General features: G+C 39.8%; 12 protein-coding genes. 7 read left to right on the forward strand and 5 right to left on the reverse strand.

Annotated features, from left to right (window positions below; genetic code table 11):
- Positions 1–111 precede the first annotated feature (111 nt).
- Positions 112–1,629 carry a histidine ammonia-lyase gene (gene hutH / locus UP17_RS01755; protein ID WP_061461238.1) on the forward strand — a complete coding sequence of 506 codons (1,518 nt, stop codon included), beginning with the start codon at positions 112–114 and terminating at the stop codon, positions 1,627–1,629.
- Between the two features lie 350 nt (positions 1,630–1,979).
- Entirely contained in the window at positions 1,980–3,377 is a 1,398-nt protein-coding gene (locus UP17_RS01760; protein WP_081108967.1) for an amino acid permease, read from the forward strand.
- A gap of 574 nt (positions 3,378–3,951) precedes the next feature.
- Here the strand turns inward: UP17_RS01760 and UP17_RS01765 are convergent.
- Complete coding sequence (locus UP17_RS01765) at positions 3,952–4,905, reverse strand: acetyl-CoA carboxylase carboxyltransferase subunit alpha (protein WP_061461240.1); 954 nt, start codon at positions 4,903–4,905, stop codon at positions 3,952–3,954.
- Complete coding sequence (gene accD / locus UP17_RS01770; protein WP_434218691.1) at positions 4,902–5,711, reverse strand: acetyl-CoA carboxylase, carboxyltransferase subunit beta; 810 nt, start codon at positions 5,709–5,711, stop codon at positions 4,902–4,904. The genes UP17_RS01765 and accD overlap by 4 nt, the downstream gene beginning before the upstream one ends.
- Before the next feature lie 643 nt (positions 5,712–6,354).
- Between accD and UP17_RS01775 the strand changes: the two genes are divergently transcribed.
- Positions 6,355–7,326, forward strand: coding sequence for a sporulation protein (locus UP17_RS01775; RefSeq protein WP_061461242.1), 972 nt, complete (start codon positions 6,355–6,357; stop codon positions 7,324–7,326).
- A gap of 62 nt (positions 7,327–7,388) precedes the next feature.
- Positions 7,389–7,796: a sporulation protein gene (locus UP17_RS01780; protein WP_061461243.1), complete on the forward strand. Its 408-nt coding sequence runs from the start codon at positions 7,389–7,391 to the stop codon at positions 7,794–7,796.
- A gap of 689 nt (positions 7,797–8,485) precedes the next feature.
- Here the strand turns inward: UP17_RS01780 and iadA are convergent.
- Entirely contained in the window at positions 8,486–9,658 is a 1,173-nt protein-coding gene (gene iadA, locus UP17_RS01785) for a beta-aspartyl-peptidase (protein ID WP_061461244.1), read from the reverse strand.
- A 28-nt stretch (positions 9,659–9,686) separates the two neighbouring features.
- Positions 9,687–11,108 carry a YfcC family protein gene (locus UP17_RS01790; RefSeq protein ID WP_061461245.1) on the reverse strand — a complete coding sequence of 474 codons (1,422 nt, stop codon included), beginning with the start codon at positions 11,106–11,108 and terminating at the stop codon, positions 9,687–9,689.
- Between the two features lie 274 nt (positions 11,109–11,382).
- On the opposite strand from UP17_RS01790, the gene UP17_RS01795 reads away from it, so the two are divergent.
- The 3 genes from UP17_RS01795 (at position 11,383) to UP17_RS01805 (ending at position 17,721) form a co-directional block, all read left to right on the forward strand.
- On the forward strand, positions 11,383–13,416 hold the full coding sequence (locus UP17_RS01795) for a sigma-54 interaction domain-containing protein (RefSeq protein WP_061461246.1): 2,034 nt from the start codon (positions 11,383–11,385) through the stop codon (positions 13,414–13,416).
- A gap of 1,367 nt (positions 13,417–14,783) precedes the next feature.
- The gene (locus UP17_RS01800) at positions 14,784–15,989 is read left to right on the forward strand and encodes a quaternary amine ABC transporter ATP-binding protein (RefSeq protein WP_061461247.1); all 1,206 of its coding nucleotides are present in this window, start codon (positions 14,784–14,786) and stop codon (positions 15,987–15,989) included.
- A 4-nt stretch (positions 15,990–15,993) separates the two neighbouring features.
- Entirely contained in the window at positions 15,994–17,721 is a 1,728-nt protein-coding gene (locus UP17_RS01805) for a glycine betaine ABC transporter substrate-binding protein (protein WP_061461248.1), read from the forward strand.
- A gap of 57 nt (positions 17,722–17,778) precedes the next feature.
- Here the strand turns inward: UP17_RS01805 and UP17_RS01810 are convergent, their stop codons facing one another.
- Positions 17,779–17,961, reverse strand: a complete 183-nt coding sequence (locus UP17_RS01810) for a hypothetical protein (RefSeq protein WP_061461249.1) — start codon at positions 17,959–17,961, stop codon at positions 17,779–17,781.
- Between the last annotated feature and the right edge of the window lie 113 nt (positions 17,962–18,074).

Consider the following 18,074-nt stretch of genomic DNA (forward strand, 5'->3'; position numbering starts at 1 on the left):
TAATTAAAAGCCTATAGTTATTTAGTGAAATAGGGGGCTGTATTGTAGACTGGATAAGTCTGTCAATATGGTCTCCTTTTGTTTGTTAAAAAAAGAATAGGGGTGCAGGAAATGATTATGTTAACGGGCCAAACTTTAACGATTGAAGAAGCGAAAAAAGTATTATATGGGGAAGCATTTGTCTCTGCTTCAGCCGAGAGTGTTAAGAAAGTGGAAAAAAGCCGGGAAGCGGTTGAGAATATCGTGAAACAAAAGAAAGTCGTCTACGGTATTACAACAGGATTCGGGAAGTTCAGCGATGTTTTGATTGATGCAGAGGACGCAGAGCAGCTACAGTGGAATTTGATTCATTCTCATGCATGCGGAGTCGGGGAACCGTTTCCTGAGGTGGTTTCGAGAGCTATGGTCCTTCTCCGTGCCAATGCACTATTGAAAGGGTTTTCAGGCGTCCGTCCTGTTGTCATTGAACGTCTGATCGATCTTTTGAATGCTCATATCCATCCGGTCATCCCTCAGCAAGGTTCTCTTGGAGCAAGTGGGGACTTGGCGCCTCTTTCCCATTTGGCGCTAGTATTGATGGGAGAAGGGGAAGTGTTTTATAAAGGAGAGCGAATGGAGGCCATCGTAGCTTTATCGAAAGAAGGCATTCTTCCGGTGACACTTAAAGCAAAAGAAGGTCTTGCATTAATTAACGGAACACAGGCCATGACGGGGATGGGGCTCGTCAATTACATTGAAGCCGAACAGCTGGCCCATCAAACTGAAGCGATTGCTTCACTGACTTTAGAAGGATTACGCGGTATTGAAGATGCCTTTGATCGGGATGTTCATCTAGCACGCGGTTACCGCCAGCAAACAGAGGTCGCGGAAAGGATTAGCCGCATGATCAACGGCAGCCAGCTCATCACCAAGCAAGGAGAACTGCGGGTACAGGATGCTTATTCGCTTCGCTGCATTCCGCAAGTGCATGGTGCTTCATGGCAAACTCTTGATTATGTAAAAGAAAAATTGGAAATCGAAATGAATGCTGCGACGGATAATCCGCTTATTTTTGACGATGGGGAAAAGGTTATTTCAGGGGGGAACTTCCATGGCCAGCCGATAGCATTTGCGATGGACTTCATGAAAATCGCTGTTGCCGAGCTTGCGAATATTTCAGAGCGCCGCATTGAGCGACTCGTCAATCCTCAGCTGAATGACTTACCGCCATTCTTAAGTCCGTCACCTGGCTTGCAGTCTGGAGCGATGATCATGCAATATTGTGCAGCTTCACTCGTCTCTGAGAATAAAACACTTGCACATCCTGCAAGCGTGGATTCCATTCCATCTTCAGCGAACCAGGAAGATCATGTAAGCATGGGAACGATTGGATCCCGACACGCACATCAAATCATTCAAAACGTTCGCCGCGTTTTGGCGATTGAGCTCATTTGTGCCCTGCAAGCGGTGGAATACCGTGGAATAGAAAAGATGGCTCCGTTTACAAAAGAGTTTTATACGGAAGCAAGAAAGCTCATTCCAAGCATTACGCAAGACCGTATCTTTTCAAAAGATATTGAAGCAACGGCAAGCTGGTTACATCAAATCGATTGGAATTCATTTATTAATAGGAGTTTACCTACAACATAATATGATGATGCTAAATCACCGAATCTTTAAAAATTCGGTGATTCTTTTAAAAAACGTTAGGCATATAAGCCCTTTGACTTGAGTTTTTAAGCCTAACATAGTTGCGGAAATGCTACTTAGATCCCTGAATTCCAAAAAAGGTCTTAGCATAAGAAAAAATTTTGAAAAAGTGAAAATTGCAAAAAGTAACTATTGAGAATGATCCACTTTACTTATTCGTGCTAGATTAAATATGCATTTTTGGAGGGGAACCCAATTTGGAAAATAGGCAATTGCAGCCGTTTGATAAAGATGAGCAAAACCAGCCGTCAAATACTTTACAAAGAAAGCTAAAAGCGCGCCACCTTACGATGATTTCGTTGGGCGGTGCAATTGGAACAGGGCTTTTTCTCGGCAGCGGGCCGGCGATTCACTCTGCAGGACCTGGCGGGGCTTTGGTAGCTTATACCGTTATCGGTATCATGGTTTATTTTATTATGACAAGTCTCGGAGAACTTGCATCATTTATGCCAATCAGCGGAGCCTTCAGTACCTATGCTACGCGTTTCATCGATCCGGCACTAGGGTTTGCACTTGGTTGGAACTATTGGTTCACCTGGGCGATGACGCTTGCGGCGGAACTATCTGCCGCAACGATGGTTATGAAGTTTTGGTTTCCTCACAGCCCGTCATTCTTATGGAGTTCTTTGTTTTTAGTTTTGATATTCTTATTGAATTACGTATCAGTTAAAGGATATGGAGAAGGGGAATATTGGTTTTCGCTCATTAAAGTGGCGACCATCATCATTTTTATCGTTGTCGGAATATTGATGATATTCGGGATCATGAACGGAGAGGCGATTGGTTTTAAAAACTTCACAGTTGGTGACGCTCCGTTTGCCGGTGGCTTTTTGGCAACATTGGGTATTTTCATTGCTGCTGGTTTCTCTTTTCAAGGGACAGAAATAGTCGGTGTGGCAGCCGGTGAAAGTGAAGACCCGGCAAAAAATGTACCTCGTGCAGTTCGTAGCATCTTTTGGAGGATCTTCCTTTTTTACATCCTAGCGATACTTGTTATTGGACTGATCGTTCCTTATACGAATGGCAGCCTGCAGGGACACACGATCATGGTTAGCCCGTTTACGATGGTGTTTGAAAAAGTGGGACTGGCATTTGCTGCTTCGGTGATGAATGCTATCATCTTAACGGCTGTATTATCTGCTGGTAATTCAAGTCTTTACGTGACAAGCCGAATGTTGTACTCAATGGCAAATGAAGGGCTGGCACCGCGGATTTTTGGGAAGCTCAACAAGCGCGGCGTTCCCATTTGGGGACTGATTGTGACCTCACTTGTTGGGATGCTTGCATTTTTTGCTTCCATATTCGGTGATGGAGTTATCTATATTTGGCTGATGAATGCAGTTGGGGTCACTGGATTTATATTCTGGCTAGGTATAGCGGCGAGCCATTACCGGTTTAGAAAAGCATACATTGCTCAAGGGTATTCACTGGACGATCTTCCCTATCTATCAAAATGGTTTCCTTTTGGACCGATATTTTCCTTTGCCCTTTGTTTTTTCGTTTTAATGGCGCAAAACTATCAAGCCTTTCTTGGAGATACCATTAATTGGGCAAGTGTGGTTGCTACCTATATTGGCATCCCATTTTTTCTGGTAATGTGGCTTGGGTATAAGTTTGTTAAGAAAACAAAAGTAATTCCGCTAGAGGAGTGCCAGATTGATTTTGATGAACACAGGAATGCAAAATAAACATTAGACTTCTTTAAAAATAATTTCAACTTTCTTTGTTAAGAAATTTAGCAGCCTTGAAATGACAAGGTTCTATACCGCCAAATAAACAAAATAAACAAAATTTGAAGTTGATGCCAGTTGATTGAGCCGAGGTAACTGTTAGAGATGGTTGAATCAATACGGACAATATCAATTTCATTTAAATGATATCCCCTACAGGTAGATTATTAAGTACATTTAATAATCTACCTGTAGGGGAATTTTTTTTATTGGCGAAAAGGGACAAACATTTTAAACGTGAAGTGGTTCGATTAAATTTTGGGGAGGTTCATTGAGTTTATGCTTTATTAAGTAGGCAAGAGATTTCCATATAGCCTAATTAACGGTTTTGTAAAACAGAGATAAGCCCTGCTAAAAGGGTTTGGAGGGTTATTTGGCATGGCCATGAATAATGTAACAAAAAGATAAGAAATAATTCAGGTGTAATTGGGGAGGAAAGACATGGGCACTATAATTTACATTACAAAATGTTGAGTCTAACAATCTAAATCAAATGTTCTATGAACATGTTGGGAAATAATTGTTCATCTTCTTATTTAAATGTCCTTTCTTCCATAAACTCACCGATTTTTCGGAACTTATCAAAACGTTGTTGGCGTAGATTGCCTTTATCTAATTGACCAAGTTCTTGTAATGCTTTTCGTAAGGTTTCTTTGATAAAGTGCGATTGAAGTGGGATGTCAATATGTGCTCCTCCTGCAGGTTCTTTGATGATCTCATCAATCACCCCTAGTTCCATCAAGTCCTTAGCCGTAATTTTCAATGCCTCAGCTGCTCGTTTTGCTTGTGTGGCATCCTTCCATAACAATGCTGCTGCTCCTTCAGGTGAAATAACCGAATAAAATGTGTTTTCTAGCATGTAGATTCGATTGCCTATTCCTAGAGCCAATGCACCACCACTCCCGCCTTCACCAACTACAAAACAGATGATAGGCACTCCAAAACTTGCCATTTCACGAAGATTGAGGGCGATAGCTTGTGATTGTCCGCGTTCTTCAGCTTCACGACCTGGGAAGGCCCCTGCCGTATTGATAAATGTTACGATGGGGCGATTGAACTTATTGGCTTGTTGCATAATTCTTAGGGCTTTTCTGTAGCCTTCAGGTTGTGACATGCCAAAACGACGATAGATATTGTCTTTAGTATTTTTCCCTTTTTGATTTCCTAAAACAGTTATAGGCATTCCTTCGAAGGTAGCTATTCCTGAAACCAATGCAGGATCTTCCCCATAAAGTCTGTCACCATGAAGTTCAATAAAGTCTTCAAAAATATGGTGGATAAAATCTAAAGTAGTAGGGCGTTGTTGAATTCTTGACAGTTGAATTTTATCCCAAACTTCCATATTCTCGTTAAGATGGATTTTGATTTCATTGACTCTTTGCTCAAGATTATTTATTACTTCGTTAAGGTCAAGATTATGCTTTGTAGACACCTCTTTCAATTCAGCAATTTGATTTTCCAGTTGTTTTAAAACTTGCAAATTCATCGTTTAAAACACTCCCTGAAATCGAGATGATGGATTTTTAAAATGGTTGTTAATGTTTGTTTTAATTCACTCCTATTTACAACCATATCCAGTTGCCCATGTTCTAATAAAAATTCAGAGGTTTGGAAATTTTCCGGAAGTTCTTCTCTTATCGTCTGTTCAATTATGCGTCTTCCTGCAAAGCCAATTAAAGCTTGTGGCTCGGCAATATTGATATCACCTAATGAAGCGAAGCTAGCAGAAACTCCACCCGTTGTAGGATTCGTTAAAACGGATACGAAAAGGATTTTTTCGTAGTTTAGTTGTTCTAAAGCAACACTCGTTTTTGCCATCTGCATGAGACTAAGAATTCCTTCTTGCATGCGGGCTCCGCCGCTTGCCGAAAACAATATAAATGGTTTTCGTGTTTTTAATGATTCCTCAATGGCTCTTGTGATTTTTTCACCGACTGCTGAGCCCATACTTCCCATACGGAAACGAGAATCCATGACACCAATCACAACCGGATAAACACCTATGGAAGCTTCCCCGGTTATAATCGCATCATTTAATGCAGTCTTATTCTTATCAGAAATTAATTTATCTTTATATTCAGGGAAGTTCAGCGGGTCAACGGAAATTAAACTTTTATTGAATTCCGAAAATGAACCACTATCTGTAACCATTGAAATGCGGTCATAAGCTGTAACCGGGTAGTGATATTGGCATTTCGGACATACATTCAATTCTACTTTCATAAGAGATTCATCATAAGTTTCCCCGCATGATTTACAAGTAAAAGGGATTGGAGTAAGGCTTTTGTCCATTTCATTTGATTCTATTTTTTCTCTCTTTAATGGGTAAATCTCCATCAATCCTCCTTTGGTAAGACAGCTTTAGTACAAGTTACGCTCACCGTTGTGTTTTTTAGCTTTTCATTAAAAAGTTTTATACAATCAGCAATCACCCTAGAGTGGGACTTCATTATAAAAAATTATCTATTCCTGTATGAATGCATGTTTACTTGGAAAATCAAAAACTTACGATTTTATCGACGGGAAATACATAGGCTTGTATACAAACCGAGTATACAAACATTAAAAACTACTTATAATCTTCTATATAGTGAATATTGATCCAGTTCTTAGAAAGAACGATTTACCAAATAGCAAAGCGTCATTTAATTCCATTAATTGGTGTAAGCTCATAATATGCAATTACTAATATAATTGAATGGGTCATTCTTCCATGGATAATATTTTATTGGTTATCAGATTGTTAAAAAGATAAAGATTAATAGTTTTTTTCTTAATTTAAAGGGGCAGATTAGGCACATATAATATTCAAGAGGGCAATCTTAGAATGTAAATGAAACTTTAAGAGCTATATATTCGTATAAATTGATAGGGTTTCAAGCGAAAGTGAAATGATCATAACAGACTAATGGAAATTAAAGGAGAAATGAACCGAATGTTTAAGAAGTTTATGGCTAAGTTAGGGAAAGGTGCAGCAACTGTTGATTTACGCTACGAAAACCGTTCTTATTATGCTGGTGAGACACTAAAAGGGGAAGTAATTTTACATGGCGGAGAAGTGGAACAACAAATTAACCAGTTAGCAGTTGGCTTCATGATTAAAGTGAGGACAAAACGTGGGGAAACTGTCACGAAAAAAGTGTCATCTGTACCTTTAAGCGGTCCGTTTACAATTAAGGAAAAGGAAGAGAAACATTTTGATTTCACTTACAAAATCCCGCAAGATCTTCCTTTAACAAGAGGTTCGATTTCTTACTTTTTCGATACTCACCTAGATATTCAAGGTGGATTGGATCACATTGATGTAGATGCATTGGTCCTTAAGGCTCCAAAGGAACTAGAAGCCATTTTCAACTCACTAAGTAAGCTCGGTTTTCGAGAACAACCTACTTCAGGAAAAGTGGATGCCTATGGACAGGAATTTTCATTCTTTCCAACAGCGCAATTTGCCGGCCAGATCAATGAATTGGAGATACGGATTTCTTCAAAAGAAGCCGTAGAGCAGGTGTTTATGGAAATCGATTGTCAAAATGGGAATCGAGAAATTGAAGCCAAACGGGAATTTGTTATTGATCATAGACTGTTAGAGGAACATCAAGAGCTTACCCATTTTTTACAGCAACAAATTGCAGAGGTAGTGGAACAGCCTCAATTGTTCACGCGTCCATTTTCTTATCATGATCAATATTCACCTACAGGAAATAAATTCAGTGGTGTTGGGGGAATGGTTGGAGGATTAGCCGCAGGAGTATTGGGTGGCATGCTGCTTAGCGAAATGATAGATGGTTTAGATATGGATGGGGTGCTAGAAGGGGCTACTGATGCCCTTGGAATAGAAGAAGATATGTTTGATGTGGAAGAACAGTTTGAAGATTTTGGTGGCTTTTTCGGTGATGGGGATGAGTAACTTAGATACCAAACATTAATCATTTTTAATTGTTGTAGTAAAATTCCAGGAGGGAAAACAACTTGTTGTTGAGAAGATATCTGTCACAATTAGGAATAGGAAAAGCTGTAATCGATCTTAAATTGCCTAAGGTAAAGTATGGGTTGGGAGAACGGATAACAGGTGAATTCTCCATAATAGGAGGAATCTGTGAGCAAAAAATAAAACGGTTGGAGTGTGACTTAGTGCAATTAGACAAGGTGAATAATGTGCAACGGATTTTTGATACCACAACCATACTGACAACAAAATTTATAGAGGAGGAGCAGGAAATCCTTATTCCATTTTCATTCCAGTTGCCGATTTCCGCTGCCTTGTCATCAGAGCACATATCCTACCGATTTAACACGAGGTTGTTTTTTGATAAAGGAGTAATAAGCGAGGATCAGGACATCATTCAAATAGTAGACCAAATTAGTCAAGAAAATTGAAGTTGACAATAATATATAAATTTAGTTTGAATTATGATTTTCATGTTTTCCAAGTTTACGAAGGAGGATATTAATAGTCATCATTAAACTAAGTGCTAGGGTATAAAGACAGCAACTTCACCAGGGGTGAAGTTGCAAAAAAAAGAATGTACTCATAATTGTTTGATTGGCTGCATAATCTCCAAGTTAACAGGAAATCTCTATTTTATATTTCTTAACAAACCCTAAAGTACTTTCAAATACTTGCTGTATCTTATGTTCTGGACAATGGATGCACACCTGCAAATCTCGGGATGAGTCATTTCATAATAATTCATAATGACATCCCGTTCCTCTTTTTGAGAACCCCAGCTTCATACACAGCTCACGGACTTTTCTTTTGCCGAAGGTAGCTTCGCGAGCACTACGGAAAGCTGTCTCATGGCCGATATGAAGACTGGTTGCCGTGATGATACCAACGCAGTTTTCCACGGATCTCTTCATTTGCAGCAATAGCTTCAATATAGTATTTACTCAATATAGATAGAGCTGTACATAATGCTGGTAGATTGAAGCGGGCTGAAGACAAGAACAGGCTCCATGACATACAACTCAAGTTGTATGTCATTACCGATTACCTAAAAAATCCACTTTGTTGATAACTTCCGCCGTGACAGTGGTGATTTTTCCCTGGCATTAAAGTCACTCCCTCATTCAAACGTTCCTTTTATAAGCGGAGCCATCTTTTCTACCATCACTTGTCCTCTTGCAATTACAGTATCAATTGTCAATGTATCCTTTTGCAACAATACAATATCAGCATCCTTCCCGGTTTGGATGCTGCCCTTGCTCGAAAGCTTTAGTACTTGTGCGGGATTGGTGGTGATGACCTTCAGTGCCGTTTCCAACGGGATGCCTTCCTTTAAAACAGAATCACGGACTTCGTGATATAGCGAGGATACTTTTCCAACTTGTAGGCCTGCATACTCCCCATGGCTGTTAAAGAAGGGAAGGCTTGCTTGTCCGTCTGAAGAGAAGGTTATGTGCCCGACTGGAACCCCTTCTTCAAGCATCAGGCGCAAGCCTATGCTGCACTTCACTTCGCCTTCTTCCAAAAACAAAGGAATGGTACTTGTGGTAAAGTCTACGTATCCGCCTCTCTTCGCGTAATCAATTCCAGCCCTGAATAATTCCCCATTTCGATTGATATGTGTCGGATGGAGCTGCCTAATTGGAATGTTGGTTTTATCTAAAATTTCATGCAGCAAGGAAAGCTTTCCATCTCCGTCCCCTACATGAACTTCTAATATCCCAGCTTTTCCTGACAGGATACCGCCATTGCGTGCCGCTGAGGCGACTTTAGTCAATTCCTCAAATGTGGGTTCTGATGATCTATGGTCGGAGATTGCAATCTCTCCAACACCGATAATTTTATCGATTAAAATAATATCGTCCTCGATTTTTCCCGTCAATGTTTTTACTGGCACTTGATAGGAGCCAGTATGAATGAAGCAGGAAATACCCTCTTCTTCAAGCGCCCGCGCCTTGGCAAGAAGGCTTTCCATTCTACGTGTAGTTCCGTCCGTACCAAGTAAGCCGACCAGCGTTGTAATACCTGAAGTTGTAATATCAGTGAGCATCAGCTCGGGGGTGCGGGTTTTGAATCCTCCCTCGCCGCCTCCACCAATAATATGAACATGTGAATCTATAAAACCCGGAACAACGAAAAGATTAGCCGCATCAATGATTTGAATAGGGGCAAAGTTGTCAGGAATCTCGATTCTGTCATCTATAAATGCGATTTTATCATTTGTAATCAATATGTCCTTCCGTCCTAAGTAATTGGGTGAGTATATCTCGCCATTTTTAATTAAAGTAAGCAATTCGTTTCTCCTCCTGTAAATACTGCTATCAGAATGGACCATACCCGATGAAGTGGGCTATGATAACAGCTACTAATCCGATGAGATATTGAATGAGCACCAGCGGCAAAATCCACTTCGCCCACTTTGTCCAAGAAATGCCTGCGATTGCTAAGCCCGCCATTAAGGTGGTAGCGGTCGGGAAAATCATATTTCCGATTCCGTCCGCGAAAGAGAAAGACAACACTGCAGTTTGGCGTGTAATATCCAATAAGTCTGCGAGCGGCACCATAATTGGCATTGTCAGCATCGCATGACCGGTGCCGGACGCTAGAATAAAATGGATAAGAGTTTGGAAGCTGTACATGCCAGCAACGCTTAAAAAGGCGGGGATATGCTGGATAGATTCAGCTACTTGATGCAGCATAGGGTCGACGATATGGCCCTCATTCAATACAACAAGAATGGCGCGTGATACGCCGATTATCAAAGCGCCGCCGAGCAAGGCTGCAGATCCATTAGTAAAGGAGTTGACAATGTGATCTGCAGACAGTTTTCCGATGATTCCAATTACGATTGTCAATACAATGAATAAGGCAGCGATTTCTGTCATGTACCATTGGAACTTGATGACTCCAAACGCCAAGACGATATAGTTAATTAAAAAAGCTACTAAGATGAACTTGTGTCTCGCTGTTAATTTCGCACCTGATTGCAGCAGGTTTTTCGCTTCTTCTTTTGTATATTTTCCGTAGATTCCTATATAAGGATTTTTCTTTACCTTCATTGCGTAACGATAGATATAAAGAACGGAAACCAGATAGACAATAACAAATAAAATAAGGCGGAACCCCATTCCTGAGAACATCGGCAATTCTGAGATTCCTTGGGCAAGTCCTACTGTGAATGGATTCATGACGGCTGTCGTAAACCCTGACATTACCCCTACTATGACAATGGCGGTTCCTGTAATTGTATCGAATCCCAGAGCCAACGCCAGGGGAATGATAAGAGGAAGATATGCCAGTGTTTCTTCTGCCATCCCCATTAAGGAGCCGCCTACTGCGAAAAACAGCATCACGACAGGAATCAATAGCTTTTCACGCTTCGCCAACTTCCGAGCCATTGTCCCGATAAGTACATCAACCGTACCTGTTGCTCTTAAAACACCGAAAAACCCTCCGATAATCAATAAGAAAAAGATAATATTTCCGGCTTCTACCATTCCTGTGTGAATAGCTTTTATCATATCGAACAATCCGACTGGTGCAGATTCTATCCATTTAAAAGAATTGGCGTCTACAGTTGTCCGTCCATCCGCTTCAATTCGTGCATATTCCCCGGCCGGCAAAATGTAAGTGAATAGCGTTGCTATTGCGAGAATGCAGAGCAGCAGTACAAAAACATTGATTTTTCTCTCTTTTTTCCCTGATGTTCCAAGCGAAACAACCTTCTCTTCAATTTGGCTCATAAGTGTCTCTCCTTTGTCTTTAAAATAAATGCATGGAACTAAAACGCTTACAAAATAATTCCTGAATAGACACTATCAACTTTTTTTCTCGTATTCTGCTGTTTTCCTCCTTTTCAAATCCATAGGCACATCAATGCTTTAAATATGCAAAATCTGTGCCAATATTGGTAGATTGATTATTATGAAAACTTTATGGTTGGATTAGAGTTTAAGGTCATTATTGGTTCTTTTTGGTGATATAATAGAACCAATTTAACGATAGGTAGGTGCTTTTATGTCAAAATCCTCACTTACGCTTATAGCGGGAAGTGCAAAAACAAAGCAAGCCTTGCAGGAACAGCTGGAACAATTGCTTGGAGACTATGTTCATATTAAAAGCCATTCTGCCGATGAGGGATTACCGGAGTCTCTGGAAGATACAATAATCTTGTATTCATCAGATGCTGCTTATGATAAAACAAACGACATTTATAGCATAAATGCCGAGAAAATAATTGTGGGAAAGAGAACGGTTCATCATGAATACATTGATAAACTATTAAGAATACCTGAAGGCTTAACAGTTCTGGTGGTGAATGATGTTGATGAGGCAACAATAAGTCTTATTGAATCCTTATATCAGCTTGGTGTCGATCATGTTCAATTCATCCCTTTTCGGAAGGGGAGTTTGTTTTATGAGGATGTTCATATTGCAGTTACACCAGGAGAAACAAATCTTTGTCCCTCATACATAAAAGAAGTAATCGATATAGGTGTGCGACTTTTTGACATGACAACAATTTTAGAAGTTGTAGAACGCTGCGGTTTGAACAAGGATATATCCTCGAGGATTTCAGAAAGGTACATTAGGAATATCATTGAATTACAACGTAGGCTGTTATATGCAGAGCGGGATGCCAAGCGGATGAGCGAGCACATCCAAAATGTGCTGGGAACTGTCGATGATGGAATATTGGTCGTTAACGAGGAAGGGCAGATTACAGTATTCAATAATAGGCTTGCGGCATTGTTTCATGTTGATCCACAAGATGTAGTTAAAAAGTATATGAAGGAAGTAATGCATAGCCGGGATATTACCGATTTCATCATGAACGGTAGGGATGCAAGCAAGTTCTTCGATATAGATGGCATGGATGTCGTCATTTTTCGATTACAAATGGAGAAAGAAAATACAATTGTCGCAACCTTCAAGAGTGTACATCAAGCCGTTGAAATTGAAAAGACGGCACAAAGGGAAATGCGAAATAAGGGGTTTTATACGAAATACAGCTTTCATGATATTATCGGCGAGCATGAAGTAATGAAAGAACGTAAGCAGATCGCCAAGAAGCTTGCCTTGTCGGGGCATCCGATTTTGATTCAGGGTGATACAGGAACAGGAAAGGAACTGTTTGCGCATGCTATTCATGAGCATTCAATGCGAAAAAACGGGCCGTTTCTCGCTGTGAACTGCAGCGCATTAACAGAAACTTTGCTTGAAAGTGAATTGTTCGGCTATGAAGAAGGGACATTTACAGGAGCGCAAAGGGGAGGCAGGAAAGGTTTGTTTGAATTGGCGGATAACGGGACTATCTTCTTGGATGAAATTGGCGACATAAGTCTCACAGTTCAATCACATCTGCTGCGAGTTCTGCAGGAGGGGGAAATTCGAAGGATTGGCGGCAGAAGAATCATACCCATTAATGTTCGGTTGATTACAGCAACGAATAAGGATCTTCAAGGAAAGATGCGGGACGGTTCGTTCAGAACAGACTTATTTTACCGGCTGAATGTACTTAATCTCCGCATTCCGCCACTCAATGAGAGAAGAGCGGATATCCCACTTTTGATTAAGCATCTCATCACAAAGAGTGGGAAGTGGGTAAAGGTAGAGCAAGACGTACTGGAATATTTCATGCAATATGAGTGGCCCGGCAATATAAGAGAGCTGAAAAGTACTATTGATTACATGCTGACGGTCTGTGAGGGAAATGTATTGATGAAAAGGGACCTTCCGTTCATGCACGGACAAGCGGGAGAAAGTGTGATTTCGAAATACTCCGCGTGTGAAAGTATGCTGGAAATGCAAGAGCGCACTTTTATTTTGGAAGTAATCAAGCAATGTAACGATAAAGGAAAAGCGGCGAGCAGAGAGCTTATATCAAGTCAAAGCATAGATTCGGACATTGTCTTGTCAACGCAGCAGATCCGCCGCCGCTTGGATATTTTAGCGGGCGAAGGATTTGTGATCAAAGGCAGAGGACGGGCCGGCACAAAGATAACTGCTGCTGGAATAGAGTATTTATATTTTCTAAAGTCAAATCGCTGAGGGTATAGCTGAAATAAGTTATTAAATTCTCAACAAAAAAAACCGATTGGTAAATCAATTGGTTTTTTTACATATCTGCATGTGAAAAAAATTATAGAAAGAATCTATACAGTATATAGAAATTATGAATTGATAAGTGAAGATGAGAATTTTATTTAACAAGAAATCTAGTGACGTTAGGGATATTGATTTTGGGGTATATGGTTGTTATCTGCCCGACAACGTCATAAAAAGTATTTTAAAATAACAAAAAAAACGATTGAATATAAAATCTTGATAATGAACAGCAAGGCAATAGAAGTGTAGCGATTGTTCACGCTGGGGGTAGTTATAAATGCACGGTCTGTATTTTTTATTATTTAATAATCCTTTGCAGCAATGGAAAACTTGTACAGCCGATGAAGCTATGAATAGATTAATTGAAAGAAGGCAATCCACTAACTAAAGTAGCCATATTTTTTGTATTGGTTTTATCCGTGAAGAGTATTCAATTGTGAGTTAATTTCACATTTGAAAAAAATGATAAATCGTGTGTCCGAAAATTTGTTTTCGACGTCCGAGTTTTTGCTATGAACGTTGATAAATCAACGTTTATAGAAGAATGGTGTCACTTTCATATGATGCACACTCTTAGCATAAATACTCAACAATTCCGCCGCACATCATTTGAATTTATATTCATTGTTTGTTAAGGTAATAAAGTACTTTAGGGAGAACGGTTTATTCCGTGTGATGGAACTGACCAAAAAACTCTAAAATAAAAACCAATATATTTCAGTTGATATATGCTGTGCCTGTTAGTTTCCTCAGTTGTATTGCACCTCTTTTCCCTACTTGAAATGCTCAAATTAGACACATTGGGAATCCCATAATCATTTTCAATGCGTATGGTGTCATACTGCAAGTATCATTCCACCTGGTTAAGGAAAATGAAGTACTTAAGAGGGTAATCTTTAGTCCAACGACTGGACAGAAAACTCTAAGTGGAAATCGTTTATATTAAAGTTGGTATATGCTGTGCCTGCTTGTTTCCTCAATTGTGATTGCACCTCCTTTTCCTACTTGAAATGCTCAATTAATCACACATATATAATCCAAGTAAAGAATGCCTTCTTGGGAACAATAAAAATAGGTAATTTCTTTGTTCATTAGGTCCTGTGCAAGAAGGTGCCACTCACATATGTGTCAATTCCGCTTTTTTTACCTCAATATGGTATAGAACAGAAGAAAAAAGTGTATGGGTAGAATCGTTTTTAAAAATTTCGATTATTTCAAGGTACTTGTGTATTAATAATCATCACTCGCATAAAACGGGGAAATTCAGCAAAACTGAATCATATGGGCAACTATTAGAATGAGGTGACTTGATGAAGCCGTATGTAGAAGTCAGAAATGTCTCGAAAATTTTTGGCAAATCTCCAAAAGCAGCAACAGATTTATTGATGCAAGGCAAAACAAAAAAAGAAATCTTGAAAGAAACGGGACAAACGGTCGGAGTTAATAATGTGAATTTCGAGATTTATCCTGGCGAAATTTTTGTCATCATGGGTCTATCCGGAAGTGGGAAATCCACTTTAATCCGCATGTTCAATCGTTTGATCGATCCTACATTGGGAGAAATCTTAATTGGGGGAGAAGATATCGTGAAGATGAACGCGGCGCGCCTAAGGGAAGTCAGGCAAAAGAAAATAAGCATGGTTTTTCAGAACTTTGCTTTATTTCCGCATAAAACGATATTGGAAAACGCTGAATTTGGGCTCGAAATTCAAAAAGTGGATCCAACAAAACGCCATGAAAAAGCGATGAAGGCTCTAGAGGCCGTTGGATTGAAAGGCTACGAAAATCAGCTGCCGTCACAGCTTAGCGGTGGTATGCAGCAAAGGGTTGGATTAGCTCGGGCACTTGCTAGTGATACGGACATATTATTGATGGATGAAGCCTTCAGTGCTCTTGATCCATTAATACGTAAGGATATGCAGGATGAGTTGATTGAAATTCAAGATCAGTATAAAAAAACGATCATTTTCATTACCCATGATCTTGATGAAGCATTAAGAATAGGGGATAGAATTGCTCTTATGAAAGATGGAAGTGTGATTCAATTGGGAACTCCTGAACAAATCATGATGAATCCAGCTAATGAATTTGTCGAGAAGTTTGTTGAAGATGTTGATCTATCAAAAGTACTGACAGCTTCTCATGTAATGATACGCCCAGAGAAGATCGCAGTTGACAGAGGTCCGAGGGTTGCATTGGAAATCATGCGTAAACAAGGGTATTCCAGCATTTTTGTTGTGGATAGAAAGCAGAAATTATTGGGGGCAGTGACTGCAGAACAGGCTCGTCAGGCAATGAGCAATAACCAATCGATTTCTGAAGTGATGTCAACCGATATCCCAACTGTAAAAGAGGATGAATTACTTGGTAACCTCATGGATGTGATGGCAACTTCAAGCTTGCCAATCTCAGTGATTGATGAACAGAAAAGAATTAAAGGAATTCTGCTTCGCGGTGCCGTGATTGGTGCTTTAGCAGGAAATAAAGATTCCTTGAATGAAATGGAGAGTGAATAATTCAATGAATATGACAAAAATACCACTAGGAGCTTGGGTCGATTCTTTAGTGGATTGGATAACTATTGTATTTGCTGGATTATTTACACTTATTACGAATGTGATTGAGGGTCTACTGAATATCCTGGTCGATGTAATGAGTGCTGGACCTTCCATCGTGTTAATTATAGTCCTAACCCTTCTGGTTACTTATACAAGCAGATGGCCATTGGGAATATTTACTTTCATTAGCTTACTTTTGATTGATAATCTTGGTTATTGGGAATCAAGCATCCAAACACTTGCTATCGTTATATTGTCAGGATTCCTAACCATACTGATCGGGATACCGATCGGAATATGGTGTGCCCAAAATAAAACGGTGCGTAAGATCGTAACCCCAATTTTGGATTTCATGCAAACGATGCCTGCGTTCGTTTATTTGATTCCTTCAATATTATTCTTTGGAATAGGGGTAGTGCCGGGGATCATCGCGTCATTCATTTTCGCAATCGCACCGACAATCCGTATGACCAATCTTGGGATTCAGGAAGTGCCTAATGATTTAATTGAAGCATCGGATGCTTTTGGTTCAACAAGCAGCCAAAAGTTATTCAAGGTACAAATACCATTGGCTACTCCAACGATTATGGCAGGAGTTAACCAAAGCATCATGCTTGCATTATCCATGGTTGTTACAGCTTCATTGGTTGGAGCACCCGGGCTTGGTGCAGATGTCTATCGGGCTGTCAGCCAAATTAATGTAGGACAAGGATTTGAAGCAGGATTATCCATCGTAATCATTGCAATCATTCTAGATCGTATCACGCAAAACCTTCGTAAGCCAGCTTACGAGCATATCGTTAGCAGGAAAATCATTTTTACAATATTAGCTTTACTTGTTGTAGGGACTGCACTGTTCGGTACTTTTACAAAAGAAAAAGCTGTGAACGGGGATAAAAACAGTTTTGCTGCCAAAACCAATTATGAAATCATCGGAATTGAACCTGGAGCAGGATTGATGAAGTTGACTAAAACGGCTATAGGTGATTATAAGTTGGATGATTGGAAGTTGGTTGAAGGATCTTCGGCGGCAATGGTTGCTGAATTGAAAAAAGCAATTGATAAAAAAGAACCGATCATCGTTACTGGATGGTCACCGCATTGGATGTTCTCGAAATATGACTTGAAATATCTCAAAGATCCGAAAAAATCCTTTGGCGGGGCTGAAAATATTAATTCGATTGCCAGAAAAGGCCTCGAACAGGATGCGCCCGGCGCTTATAAAATTATTGATCAATTCTTCTGGAAAACTGAAGATATGGAAGATGTAATGGTCAAAGTCACTGAAGGGATGTCTCCTTCAGAAGCGGCAGAAAAATGGATAAGCGAAAATCCGGACAAAGTGTCAAAGTGGACTAAAGGTGCTAAATCAGGAAATGGTGAAAAAATCAAACTGGTTTATGTTGCATGGGACACTGAAATTGCCAGTACAAATGTAATTGGCAAGGTTCTGGAACAGAATGGTTATGACGTAACATTAAGTCAAGTTGAAGTGGGACCAATGTTTGCCGGCGTTGCAAACGGAAGTGCGGACGCAATGGTGGCTGCATGGCTTCCTGGTACACATCTTGAATACTATAATAAGTATAAAGATGATATGGTTGACCTTGGACCAAACTTAAAAGGAACAAAGAATGGACTGGTTGTACCGGATTACGTCGATATTGATTCAATTGAAGATTTAAAATAAGAAAAACGAGGGGATTTCAGAAATGAAATCCCCTCGTTTTTTCAGTTATACGAAAGATCAATGTATGGAAACGAATTTACTCTTCAATTCTTCTTCCGTTACTTCGATCTTTCCTTTCAAATCTTCAGCTAGTAATACATAACTTTTCACACCTATGAATTCTGAATGCGATATTAAAAAAAAATTTGTCCCCTTTTTATACGTAGAAGGATCATCTTCGATTAACCTAAACATTTTCATCCTTTATCCACCTTCGTCAGCCGCATGTAATATAACTACCTTTAGAGAACACTCTCTAGTTTGGGTAATAGCATTGAACAAGTTAAAAAGGAATAAGGGCCCTACTTCTTCAT

The organism is Peribacillus simplex (assembly GCF_001578185.1).
Classification (GTDB): Bacteria; Bacillota; Bacilli; order Bacillales; family DSM-1321; genus Peribacillus; species Peribacillus simplex_A.